At 63.4% G+C, this 12409-nt stretch carries 12 protein-coding genes; 5 read left to right on the top strand and 7 right to left on the bottom strand.

The features are described 5' to 3' along the window. Positions 1-6: 6 nt before the first annotated feature. From CH278_RS20030 to aroQ, 4 genes are all read right to left on the bottom strand, one after another. Entirely contained in the window at positions 7-1500 is a 1494-nt protein-coding gene (locus tag CH278_RS20030; protein ID WP_032399417.1) for a C40 family peptidase, read from the bottom strand. Positions 1501-1619: 119 nt separating this feature from the next. After that, on the bottom strand, positions 1620-2204 hold the full coding sequence (locus CH278_RS20025; RefSeq protein WP_032399416.1) for a vitamin K epoxide reductase family protein: 585 nt from the start codon (positions 2202-2204) through the stop codon (positions 1620-1622). Positions 2205-2224: 20 nt separating this feature from the next. Beyond that, entirely contained in the window at positions 2225-2995 is a 771-nt protein-coding gene (locus CH278_RS20020) for a DsbA family protein (RefSeq protein WP_179274513.1), read from the bottom strand. 79 nt (positions 2996-3074) lie between these two features. Then, positions 3075-3509: a type II 3-dehydroquinate dehydratase gene (gene aroQ / locus CH278_RS20015; protein WP_032365301.1), complete on the bottom strand. Its 435-nt coding sequence runs from the start codon at positions 3507-3509 to the stop codon at positions 3075-3077. 73 nt (positions 3510-3582) lie between these two features. On the opposite strand from aroQ, the gene CH278_RS20010 reads away from it, so the two are divergent. From CH278_RS20010 to CH278_RS20000, 3 genes are all read left to right on the top strand, one after another. Then, a complete protein-coding gene (locus CH278_RS20010; RefSeq protein WP_373557340.1) occupies positions 3583-4890 on the top strand; it encodes an MFS transporter in 1308 nt (435 codons plus the stop codon). A 92-nt stretch (positions 4891-4982) separates the two neighbouring features. Next, positions 4983-6695 (top strand): MDR family MFS transporter, encoded by a 1713-nt coding sequence (locus CH278_RS20005; RefSeq protein WP_045840698.1) that lies wholly within the window; start codon positions 4983-4985, stop codon positions 6693-6695. Between the two features lie 4 nt (positions 6696-6699). Further along, entirely contained in the window at positions 6700-7425 is a 726-nt protein-coding gene (locus CH278_RS20000) for an alpha/beta fold hydrolase (protein ID WP_094622698.1), read from the top strand. A 7-nt stretch (positions 7426-7432) separates the two neighbouring features. Here CH278_RS20000 and CH278_RS19995 read toward each other — a convergent pair whose 3' ends face one another. Beyond that, positions 7433-8110 carry a TetR/AcrR family transcriptional regulator C-terminal domain-containing protein gene (locus tag CH278_RS19995; RefSeq protein WP_032365304.1) on the bottom strand — a complete coding sequence of 226 codons (678 nt, stop codon included), beginning with the start codon at positions 8108-8110 and terminating at the stop codon, positions 7433-7435. Between the two features lie 406 nt (positions 8111-8516). Between CH278_RS19995 and CH278_RS28155 the strand changes: the two genes are divergently transcribed. Both CH278_RS28155 and CH278_RS19985 read left to right on the top strand, forming a co-directional pair. Further along, positions 8517-9923, top strand: coding sequence for an ice-binding family protein (locus CH278_RS28155; RefSeq protein ID WP_094622697.1), 1407 nt, complete (start codon positions 8517-8519; stop codon positions 9921-9923). A 49-nt stretch (positions 9924-9972) separates the two neighbouring features. Then, positions 9973-10602 carry a class F sortase gene (locus CH278_RS19985; protein ID WP_218828722.1) on the top strand — a complete coding sequence of 210 codons (630 nt, stop codon included), beginning with the start codon at positions 9973-9975 and terminating at the stop codon, positions 10600-10602. 244 nt (positions 10603-10846) lie between these two features. On the opposite strand, the gene CH278_RS19980 is transcribed toward CH278_RS19985, so the two are convergent. Both CH278_RS19980 and CH278_RS19975 read right to left on the bottom strand, forming a co-directional pair. After that, positions 10847-11245, bottom strand: coding sequence for an ASCH domain-containing protein (locus tag CH278_RS19980; RefSeq protein WP_032386257.1), 399 nt, complete (start codon positions 11243-11245; stop codon positions 10847-10849). 7 nt (positions 11246-11252) lie between these two features. After that, complete coding sequence (locus tag CH278_RS19975) at positions 11253-12326, bottom strand: endonuclease/exonuclease/phosphatase family protein (protein ID WP_094622696.1); 1074 nt, start codon at positions 12324-12326, stop codon at positions 11253-11255. Positions 12327-12409: the final 83 nt, after the last annotated feature.

The raw sequence follows: 12409 nt of genomic DNA, 5'->3' as shown, positions 1-12409 counted from the left end.
TACCCGTCAGAGGATGTGGCGAGCTCGCATCCCGTCGAACACCGGTGCCACCCGCACCACGTCACCGGTGGTGGGCGCATGCACCATCTGCCCGTTGCCCATGTAGATCGCCACGTGTCCCGGGCCCGCCGCGCCCCAGTTGCCGAACAGTAGATCGCCCGGCTGGGCGAGGGCCATCGGCACCTCGGTGCCCACGTTCCACTGCGTCTCCGACGTACGCGGCAGGGTGACCTTTCCGCCCGAGGCCTTGAACAGTGCGTAGGACGTCAGGCCCGAGCAGTCGAATCCGCCGCCGGACGGTCCGTTGATGTTTCCGCCGCCCCACACGTACGGCAGGCCCAGGTAATCCATCGCCAATTGCACTGCCCGCCCGCCCATTCCAGTGAGATCGAGCCCGGCGAACGGAGTGAGGATGGCAGCGAACTGGGCCTCGGTGGCCCGGATGCGCGCTACGTAGGGCTTGGTCTGAGTCTCGTAATCGACTGACCCCGAAGGCATTCCGCCCGAGCGCAACACTGCACCCGCTCCGGCGTTGTATCCGGCGAGGGTCAGGTCCGTCGTGTCGCCCGAGACCTTGCCGTCGCGCTTCCAGCCGTCGACCTGTCCATAGATGTCGCACAGCATCGTTCCCGACGCCATGACCGAGTCGCCGATGCTGTTGACGTCGACCACGCCGTTGCCGTCGTAGTCCTTGCCGTAGGTTGCCCACGTTCCCGGCATGAACTGGCCGGGTCCCTGTGCGCCGGTGCTCGATACCGGAGCTGTCGGACCGTATCGAAATCCGTTCTCGGCGGCATAGAGTGCGGCAATCGTTGTGGCCTTGACGCCGCCGCAGATGTTGCCTGCCTTCTGCAACCACGGAACGAACGCGGTGATCGCTCCCACCGCGCCCAAACCGATCGGACCGACATTGATGCCGGTGAACGTGACGGGTAGACCGGGAAAGAGTGCTCGCCGAATGGCTTCGGCCGACGCCATGAACGCCGTCTGGGTCGCGATGTCGGCGGCGGTGTACGTGCGGCCGGCGAATTGCAGAGCGCCGGTGGCGAGCCCGGCGACGGCGCTGGATGCCGCATTCGACGAAAAAACACTGAAGGGTAGCGGGGCGCTCGGCGTGATCGCCGCCGGTGTGAGACCCGCAGCCATTCCCACTGCGGGCGAGGCTGCTGTGGGCGTCACTGCTGTGGGCGCTTCCGGCGTCTCGATCTCGGCAACCGTGGGCATTTCCGGAAGCATCGGTTCGACGGCGGTGTGCAGTCCCTCGGCGGCGTCGTTCAGGGTCCGGTCTGCGACGTCAGCGGCGGGTTCGGGCATGGTGCCCATCAGGTCTGCCCATTGGTCGGACATCGTTTTGCCCTGGTCCTCGGCAGCGGCAGCGACCGCGGCTGCCTGATCCTTCACCGCCTGATTCTGCAGTGGAGCTGGGGCGTCCGTTCCGGCGACTGCGCCTGCGGCAGACACGATGACGGCAACGATGACTGCGAAGGGATCGCCTGCCATGCTTCGACTCCTGTTACTCGATCGTTCTTCCCCGAGCCAGGAGCTGTGATCAGACTCACCCGGGTGCTGCAACCATCATGCACGGTGCAGCCGATCGACTCATGAGTTTTGCGAAACTGTCAGAGCAACGAGCCCCAGTAGTCCGAGAACCGGATTCCGATGAGCGCGACGACGATTGCGTACCACACGGCGAGCAGCGTCCACCGCCATTCGAGGAAAAGACGGCCGACTGTGCCCGGGCGTTCGTCCGGATTACTGGAGCCGGTACTGATCAGCCGGCTCAGCGCCAGTACGAACAGTGGCATCGTCACCGCCCACACCACCATGCAGTAAGGGCACAGGGCACCGATCTCGTAGAGACTCTCGAAGATCAGCCAGTGCACGAACACTTCGCCGAGCAGCAGACCGGCACTGAGTCCGAGCCAGAACCAGTGCGGGAGTTCGACGCGGCCTAGCCACAGGATACCGGCGACGAGGGCGACGGAGAACGCCACAATTCCGAGGATCGGATTGGGAAATCCGAACAGCGCGGCTTGCTTCGTGACCATCACCGACCCACACGAGAGCACCGGATTCAGGCTGCACGACGGAACGTAGGACGCGTCTTCGAGGAGCTTGAATCGTTCGATCGTCAGGGTCAGTGCGGCGAGGAGCCCCAGTGCGCTGAAGAGTGTGAAGACTGCAGCGCCGGCGCGAGTTCTCATGGTCGGTTACCGGTTGCTGCTCAGTTTCCGGCTGCCGCGGCGGCAGCGAGGATGTTCTCGGGTGTCGGGGTGGCGACGTCGGTGCCGTTGACGCGGACGCTCGGCGTTCCGTTGATGCCCTCGCCGATGACGGTCTGAGTCTGGGTGGTGACCCAGTCCGTGTAACTGCCGTCGGTGATGCACGACGCGGTGGTGGGGGAGTCGGCACCGGCTGCGGCGGCGATCTCGACGAGCTTGTCGTCGGGCAGACCGTTGCCGTTCTCGGCGGGCTGCTCGACGAACATCGAGTTGTGCCAGTTCATCCAACTGTCCCGATCGTTCTCGGCGACGCAGATCGACGCACTCGCAGCACGGGTGGAGTACATCGTGCCGTTCGAGAAGCGATCGAGAATGGAGATGGGACGGTAATCGACGGCGACGTTGCCTGCGTCGGCCAGCTGCTGCAGAGTCGATCCGCTGACCGACTCGAATGCCTTGCAGGCCGGGCACTGGAAGTCCTCGACGACGCTGACGACAGTGGTGGCATCGGGGTTGCCGAAACGAATGGCACCGTTCGCGGTGAGCGACGTGGGCGTCAGCTGCGGGCCCGATGTGGAACTCGCGTCGGGAGATGCCTCACCCGACGTCGAATCCTTGTTGACGATGAACAGAGCAATGGCTGCAACGAGTGCGATGAGAACTACCGCGACGACGATCTGGATCAACGTTCGACGATTCTTGTCGCCGTTCTGCATTGCCCGGATGTCCTTGGACGCTCTGCCGTCTCTCGATGCCTTGTTGCTGGTGTTCACGGCGACCAGTTTATGCAGGACAACCTGAGTGTCAGATGAGAGCAAGGTCGAACAAGTGCAGTATCAGATAAGAGCAGTATCAAATAAGAGCTGCGAGTCTTTCGATTGCGAATCGGTATCCGTCGATGCCGAGTCCGGCGATGACTCCGCTGGCGATCGGAGAGACGTAGGAGTGGTGCCGGAACTCCTCGCGGGCGTGCACGTTGGAGATGTGCACCTCGATGATCGGGACCTCGGGGATGACGAGTGCGTCACGCAGCGCCACCGACGTGTGGGTCAGTCCGCCGGGGTTGATGACGATGCCCGACGCCACCCCGCGTGCCTCGTGGATCCAGTCGATCAACTGTCCCTCGTGGTTGGACTGCTCTGCTTTCACGTCGAGTCCGTGTGTGGCGGCGGTCTTCTCGCACAGGGCGACGACGTCGGCGAGGGTGGCACGGCCGTACACCTCGGGCTGACGGGTGCCGAGCATGTTCAGGTTCGGACCGTTGAGCACCAGCACTTGCTTGGCCATGACGTCACTCGCTTTCCTGCTCTACGAACTACCGGGTCCGATCATTCCACAGCGTGGTTGACACAATTGCCCCGTGAGCATTGGGAAGACGGTGAGTACGGGGAGAACCGTATGGGTGGTGTGGGGCATCGGCGTCTTCGCGTATGTCATCGGGGTGCTGCATCGGACGGCCTTCGGGGTCGCCGGGCTGAGCGCTGCGGACCGGTTCTCGATTTCCCCGTCTCTGTTGTCCTCGTTCGTGGTGCTGCAGGTGGTCGTGTACGCGGCGATGCAGATTCCGGCCGGAGTGCTGCTGGATCGGATCGGTTCGCGCAAGATGATCGCTGCCGGTGCGCTGATCATGGCGTCGGCGCAGATCACGTTGGCGCTCACCGAATCGCTGCCGGTCGCGGTGGCGGCGCGTGCGTTCGTGGGCATCGGCGACGCTCTGACGTTCATTTCGGTCCTGCGTCTGGTGCCGCGTTGGTTCTCGCCGCGGCGGGTGCCGATCGTGTCCCAGTTGACCGGGCTGCTGGGTCAGCTCGGGCAGGTGCTCTCGGCCGTGCCGTTTCTGATTCTGTTGAACGGGCCGGGGTGGACGTTCGCTTTCAGTAGCGCGGCGGCACTGGGTTTGCTCGCACTCGTCCTCTCGCTCGCTCTGATTCGAGATCGTCCCGACGACAGCACTGCTCCGGAACCGGAGCCGACGTCGTTGCGGCAGACGCTGGACTCCATCGGCGAGGTGTGGCGACGACCGGGAACCCGGCTCGGATTCTTCTCGCACATGGGGACCCAGTTCTCGATCACCACGTTCGCCTTGTTGTGGGGTGTGCCGTACATGACCACCGCTCAGGGATTGTCGGCGTCGACGGCCGGAGCGCTGCTGACGTTGTCGGTGCTGTCGGCGGTGGCGTCGGGCATCGTGCTCGGTTTGCTCACCGGGCGCTACCCGATGCGTCGGTCCTGGCTGGTGCTGGCGATCATGGTCAGCAACGCCACGATGTGGGCCATCGTGCTGTCGCTGCCCGGACCTGCGCCGCTGTGGCTGCTCGTTCTTCTCGTCGTGGTGATTTCCGTGGGTGGGCCCGGGTCGGTGATCGGATTCGACCTCGCCCGCACGTTCAATCCGAGTGCCAATCTGGGGACGGCTCAGGGGATGGTCAACATCGGCGGCTTCCTGGCATCGCTGTTGGTCATCGCGGCGATCGGGTGGATTCTCGACGCCATGGGCGGTTACGACTTCGACAGTTTCCGGGTCGCGATGCTGGTTCAGTTTCCCGTGTGGATCATCGCGATCATCGGGGTGCTGGCGACACGGCGCAAGACGCGCAAGGTGCTCGCGGCCGACGGCATCCACCCGCACACGATGCGCGAGGTCCGAGACCGGATGCGCCGCAAATAAACCTTTGCTTAGTCGGCTTTGTACGAGCATGCTGGTGGTCCGAATATCGTTGTAGGACACAAGCAAACGTTACGTAAAGGTGAAACAAAGAGATGGTAAGCGAGCCTGAAGCGACCGCCGAGCGTGAAGCGAGTGCGGTGAGTGGCGAGTACTCGCACCGCGAGATCATGACGATTCTGTCGGGTCTGATGATGGGTATGTTCCTGGCGGCTCTCGACCAGACGATCGTGTCCACGTCGGTACGTACCATCGCCGACGACCTGAACGGGTTCTCCGTTCTCGCCTGGGTGACAACGGCATATCTGATCACGTCCACTGTCTCGACTCCGTTGTACGGCAAACTCTCCGATCTCTACGGGCGCAAGCCGTTCTTCATGACGGCCATCTCGATCTTCGTCGTCGGGTCCATGCTGTGCGGCATCGCGACATCGATGTACGAGCTTGCAGCTTTCCGGGCCGTCCAGGGGTTGGGTGCAGGTGGCTTGATGTCGATGGCGTTGGCGATCATCGGCGACATCGTGCCCCCGCGTGAGCGCGCCAAGTATCAGGGTTACTTCCTGGCGGTGTTCGGTACGTCCAGTGTGCTCGGGCCGGTCATCGGCGGTCTGCTGGCCGGACAGTCGTCCATTCTCGGCATCACCGGCTGGCGCTGGGTCTTCTACATCAACGTTCCGCTGGGCATCATCGCGCTCGTCGTCGTCTGGCGGGTGCTGAACCTGCCGGTCTACCGCCGCGAGGCCCGCGTCGACTGGTGGGGCGCAGTGCTTCTCAGCGTCGGGCTCGTGCCGCTGCTGATCATCGCCGAGCAGGGCCGCGTCTGGGGATGGAGTTCGCCGCGGGCACTGCTGTGCTTCGGGATCGGCATCGTGGGCGTCATCGCGTTCGTTCTCGCCGAGATCAAGATGGGCGACGACGCCCTGATCCCCATGCGGTTCTTCCGAAACCCGTTGTTCTCGTTGTGTATTGCCGTCAGTGTCATCGCAGGCGCAGCCATGTTCGGCGGCATCTCGCTGCTGCCGCAGTACCTGCAGGTGGTCAAGGGTTCCTCGCCGACTCTCGCCGGTTATCAGACCTTGCCGCTCGTCGGCGCTTTGATGATCGCGTCCATCGTGTCGGGTTCGATCATCTCGAAGACGGGGCGGTACAAGATCTTTCCGATCGTCGGCACTGCGCTGATGGCGATCGCCATGTTCACGTTCCACTACGTGCACGCCGACACTCCGTTGTGGCAGACCATGGTCGTGATGGGTGTGTTCGGTCTCGGTCTCGGTTCGATGATGCAGCCGCTCACGTTGGCCATCCAGAATGCGATGCCGCCCAAGGACATGGGCGTCTCCACCTCGGCGGCAACCTTTTTCCGTCAGATCGGTGCGACGGTCGGCGTGGCGGTGTTCCTGTCGATGCTGTTCACGCAGCTGACGCCCAAGACCGGCGATGCGTTGGTCGCCGCGAGTTCGACGCCCGCCTTCCAGCAGGCCGTGCAGAGCGCAGCCACCAGTGCCGATCCGTTGGAGTCCGGGTTCGCGAAGGCCATCGCCTCGGGTGATGCATCCGTTGCCGGTAGTGCCTTGCAGGACAGTTCGTTCATCCAGAAGCTCGATCCCGCGCTCGCCGAGCCGTTCCGCATCGGCTTCTCCGACGCGATGGACTACGTGTTCCTAGCCGTGTCGATCCTGATGCTCCTCGGATTCGTCCTGGTGCTCTTCCTCAAGGAGGTGCCGCTGCGCACGATGTCGGGTCTGGCTGCAGCTCAGCAGGAACGCGACGAAGAGCGAGCGAACGACGTGGGCACGGGTCTACATTGATGGCGTGAATTCGGAGAACTGGGTTCGGCTCGGCTCGGTGGACACCTGGTACGCCGAGGTGGGCGACGGGGAACCGCTGGTCCTTCTCCATCCTGGGGGCGCTGATGCGCGAGCGCTGGATGTCACTGTCGCCGGGCTGTCCTCGGCGTTTCGGGTGCTCACCCCCGAACGTCGAGGGCATGGCCGCACCCCGGATGTTTCCGGGCCTGGTCTCTCCTCCGAGTTGACGTTCTCGGACATGGTCGACGACACCATTGCGTTCATCGAGCAGGTCGTCGGGCGACGGACGCGGTTGGCCGGGTGCAGCGACGGCGGTGTCGTAGCGCTACTGGTCGCACTGCAACGCCCGGATCTGGTGGATCGTCTCGCCTGCGTCGCGAGTGTCTTTCATCGCGATGGTTGGGGCGGCGGGCAGTCCGGACTCGGCGACGCCGACCGTAGCGATTTCGTACGCCGGCTCGACGATATGCACAGTGCAGATCCCGCACTGACTGCGAGCGATCTCGCCGCGTTGTCGGTGCGCACTCTGGTGATGATCGGTGACGACGACGAGGTGAGCATCGAGCATGCTGCCGAGTTCTACCGCAGTATGCCGGTCGCCGAGCTGGCAATTGTCCCGGGTACCTCGCATGGTGTGTTGGTCGAGAAGCCCGCGTTGTCCAATGCGATATTGCTGGACTTTTTCACCCGGGATGCAGTGCAGACGTTCGCGCCCATTCGCCGAGCCTGATCCGTGGTCACGGTGTGTGACGCAGGCCGTCGAACAGGGCCTTCAATCCGCGATCGAGCTCGCGGGCACCGTCGTATGCGGTGATGAGTGGCGGCAGTACGGACATGATCGGGAAGTCCTCGATCGGGAGTCTGCGCAACGCGAGGCTGAGTCTGTCGACGGTCTCGTCCGGGTTGTCCGTCGTCTCCTGCGTTTCACTGAGCACGTGACCGCGGAGCATCGACATCAGCAACCGGTAGGCCGAGAGCGCCTCGGGGACAGTAAATCCCGCGGTGGCAAACAGGCTCAATATGCCTTCGAGTGACATCAGGGACCTGGTGGTGCCCAGGCCCAGCGGAGTGGACCGGGGCCGAGTCGCCAGCAAAACGGCCGCGCGCGGGTGTGCCAAGGCGAGTTCGCGATAGTGCCGGCCGAAGATCGTCAGCTGACGTCGCCAATCGGTGTCCGATCCGTCCACCGACACGAGGTCTCCGAGAATCGAATCGGCAACGGCGTCGAGTAGTGCTTCCTTGGTGGCGACGTACCGGTACACGGTCATGGGGTCGCGATCGATCGAGACAGCCAGGCTGCGGATGGTCAGGCTGTCGAGTCCGGTGTCGTCGATGATGGCGAGGGCGGCCGACACGACGAATTCGTGGTCGATTCTGTCCCTAGAGTTGTGGCTACTGCGATCCGAGGGGGTCATCACATTGCTCCGCCGATGTCGGTATTCGAGTAAGCGGCACGCCGATCGGCTTTCGGTCGACAAACAATCTCATTGTTCACCAACGCTTTTCGCTTGACCCCAGACCTTACACATGGTGTGCTGTAGTTCTACACCGTAGAGATACGGGGAAACTCGCTGTTGCGGAGTGGGCCACGAGCCTCCGCGCCCCCTCTACTCATGTCGCGCAGTTGAACAGCCAGCCGGCGACGCCACCGATCTACGGATTCCGCGAGACCTCGACGCCCCTGGTGAATTCCAGTGACCATCGTCGACCGTCGCGTGACATCTCAAATTCTGTCGAATCTCGTCGGGGGAATCGATATTCATAACGCGTTGTGCGGCAACAAGCCTCGCACGCATCTCCTCGAGCAGATCGGTACACACCATGTACTCTCCGCAACACCGTCCTGCGCCGTCCACATCCCGACGCAAGGGCTCGGCGTTGATTCCCCTCGTCGGTACCGTCGCACTGGCAACCAGCGCGCTCATGCTGGTCAACGCCTCTTCGGCCGACGCTCAATCACCTGCTGTCAGCGTCCCCACCGTCGGTCTCGGTGCCGCAGATCCGTACGCAATTCTTGCCGGCTCCACCGTGACCGATGCGGGTGGATCTGTGATCAACGGCTCCGTGGGTGTGAGCCCAGGTGACGGGAATCCTTCGAGCGTCAGCGGACTGCTGCAGGGCCAAATTACCAACGGCGTGATCGATGACAAGAACGAACGAGCATTGAATGCGAAAGCTGCTCTGCAGGTTGCATACACCGACGCTGCCGACAGGTCGGGTCCTGAATTGGTCCCCGTCGAGCTGGGCGGCACCACTCGGTATGCCGGTCTGTACAAGGGCGACACACTCGGACTGACCGGATCTCTGCCTCTGACGCTCGATGCGCAAGGCAATTCCGCTGCGGTCTTCATCTTCCAAGCCGGATCCACTCTCATCACGGGCTCGAACAGCAGTGTCTCACTGATCAACGGGGCCAGCCCGTGCAACGTGTTCTGGCAGGTGGGAAGCTCGGCCACTCTCGGCACCGGCACCGATTTCGTCGGCACGGTCATGGCGCAGGCGTCGATCACCGCGACGACGGATGCCGATGTGCGGGGACGACTCTTGGCTTTGACCGGCGCAGTCACCCTCGACTCGAACACGATCAGCAACGCAGAGTGTGGGATCACCGAACCTCCGGTCACGACCACGAACCCTCCGGTCACGACCACGACGCCTCCGGTCACGACGACCACACCGCCGGCGCCTACGACAACGACACCGGCACCCACGACAACGACGACCGCCCCGGGTGGCGGCGGCGGTACGCCGGGTGATGGTGGCGGAACGCCAGGTACACCGGGTGACGGCGGTGGTGGCGGTACGCCGCCGATCGTCATCGAAGTACCCCCGATCCCGGGTCTGCCGCCGATCCCCGGCATCACGCTTCCGCCGATTCCGGGTATCCCGAACGTGCCGGACAACCCGAACACGCCGGATCAGCCGAACACCCCGGACCAGCCTCGGACTCCGGACCAGCCCAACACCCCGGACCAGCCGCGCACTCCGGATCAGCCGCGCACACCCGATCAGCCGGGCACACCCGATCAGCCGGGCGGCCCTGATCAGCCGGGTACGTACAACCCCGGTGGCCAGATCACCCAGATTCCCAACGGTGGAGTCGAAACGGGCGATGGCAGCACCAGCGTGCGGCCGAATGCATCGTCGATGACATCGATGCTGAGTGTGCTTGCGGTCCTTGCTGCAGGCGGGATTTCGGCCTTGGCGCTCAGCCGTCGTCGTCGCTGAGTTACACGTGAACAGTGAGATCTATACTGCTGCAGAAGTTTCCCGCACTGTGACCCGCCGCCGGGTTGCAGTGCGGGCTGCGGCGGCAGCCTGCCTGATGGTGGTGGCCCTCGTGTCGGGGTGTGCGACACCCGTCGATGAACCCGCTCCGACTCGAACGTCAGCGGCGACATCGGCTGACGTTGTCGCTCAACCCAATTCGATCCCTGCCCAGAGCGGTGGTTCGGCCGATGGTGTCGCATCTCCGCCCGAACGTATCGAGATCGACGCGATCGGTGTCGATTCCGATGTGATGGACCTCGGGTTGAATCCCGATGGAGCAATGGAGGTCCCGCCGGGCGGTTTTCCCGCGGGCTGGTACACCGGATCGCCGATCCCGGGTCAGCTGGGACCGTCGATCGTTGCCGGCCACGTGGATTGGGTCGGTAGCCCGGCTGTCTTCTACCGACTCCGCGAACTGGAGCAGGGAGACGATGTGTCCGTCACTGCCGAGGATGGAAGTACGGTCCGGTTCGTCGTCAGCGCTGTGGAGCAGTATCCGAAGGATGCTTTCCCCACCCAGAAGGTGTACGGCGATCTCGACCACCCAGGGTTGCGTCTGATCACATGCGGTGGCCAATTCGATTCGGATGTCGCCAGTTACGAGGACAACATCGTCGTCTACGCGGATCGGGTCTGACGCTCTACCTTCCTAGCCCGGCTGCTCGAGTTCGAGGTCGATAAATCTGCCTGTCGTTCCGCGCCTTGGGGTCTGCGGTAGACGGTCGGAAGGTGCCCGTGATTTGCGAGCTGCGTTGTTGCAGGCACGGTGACGGCAGTGGTGCCGGCATTGGAGACCCAGAATTCGACGCCATCAGCAAGGATGACCGGAGTCCACAGGCCCGCGGTCTTCAGGCTGTGGTGACAGCGGCACAGGCAGACCTTCATGCCAGCTCGAATCGCTCCAGCACCACCTGAGTGTCGTCGTTCACCGTGAAATTCGGATTGCCCAGCTCCTCGCGGACTTCGACGGACTGCCAGAATCTTTCGTGTCCGGCACGCCACTGCGCCACATCGGTGTATCCCTCACCCTCGTCGAGCGCATGCTGCAGCGGAACATCGCTCAGCGCAACGACATCGACGGCCGTGGTCTCGATGACCCCGACCACGGCACCCGTCGAATTCACCACCGCACCGCGTTCACCGACCCTCGGCAGCTCCTCGTCGGTGTACTGAGCCAACAGGCTTGCCGTGCTGGTCTTCGCTCCGGACAGCACGGCCGCAACCAGCGTGTCTCGTAGTGGGCCCGGGTAGGCGAACTCGACAATCGGCAGATCGGTCACGCACGCATCATATTTCGAGGTCTACCCACACCAGTCTGTGGTCCGACGGGTGCTCGGCCTGATCGGGCCAATACACCTGCGAGTCGCGCACGGTCAGATCGTCCGACGGCAGCACGTAGTCCACCCGAAGGTCACCCGGCGTCGGATCAGCGAAATCGGCTGTGTCCGTTCCATGTCCATCGGACGTGGGTGCCGGATCTCGAACCCGCGGAAGATCCAGAACCTGTGCGATGGCACCGGCCACGGAGTCGCCGTCGACCGGATCGCTGTTCTGGTCGCCCATCATCACGAACGACGCTCCCTCGTCGAGTCCGCCTCGCACGCCGTTGTCGTCGTAGAGGTAGTCGGCACCGGAAATGTAATCGGCGCTCAACCGGATCTCGTCGTGATTGCGCTTACCGTTACGGTCCTCGGGTCCGTCGAAGGATGGGGGAGTGGGATGCGAAGCCAACACGTGCAGCGTCTTCCCGTTCACGTCGACGGGCACGTCCCAATGAGACTTGCTGGACAGTCGAAGCGCGTCTGCGCTCTCTCCGTAATAGTCGCGCGGTAACAGCGAGTTCGGCATGTCATTCCACAGAAAGTTCTGGAACGTGCGTACCGAACCGGTGTCGATCGGGAACTTCGAGTACACCACCATGCCGTACTGGCCGGGGAACTGTCCGAATCCCCAGGCGTCCCCGGGGCCACCGAGTGCGCCGTCCCCGTCTAGGTCGAGTCCCGAGTCGACGCCGGTGTTCACCGGAGCAGTGAAGAAGAACGGGTATTGCCCGTCCAGATAGTTCTCGTTGAAGAGGGTCGGGCCATCCGATCCCGAATAGTCGAACTCGTTGACCAGCAACACATCCGGAGAGTTCGCGGAGATCACGTCGGCTACTGCGCGAGCCTGGGCGTTCTCCGCGCTCAGGTCGGTGACCAACTGTCCGGCCGCGGACCGATTGAGACTGGCGTTGAACGTCGCCACCCGGATGCTCGACGGTTCGTCGGGGGTCGGGTCTGCAGTAGACGGGTCCGTGGTGGAGCAGCCGGCAGCCATGAAGGCGAGGGTAACGGCGACGGCCACAAGTCTCGACGTTTTCACGTTTCCGACCGTAGAGACGGCAAGCGAACGTAAGGTTACGAATTAACAAGCAAGCGTGCTTGCTTTTTTCTCGCGCCTTTGTG

The sequence above is a fragment of the Rhodococcus sp. 05-2254-5 genome (assembly GCF_002258575.1).
GTDB classification, from domain to species: Bacteria; Actinomycetota; Actinomycetes; order Mycobacteriales; family Mycobacteriaceae; genus Rhodococcoides; species Rhodococcoides fascians.
The sequence above is the reverse complement of the archived record's forward strand: the minus strand, read 5'-3'. Positions and strand labels throughout refer to the sequence as shown.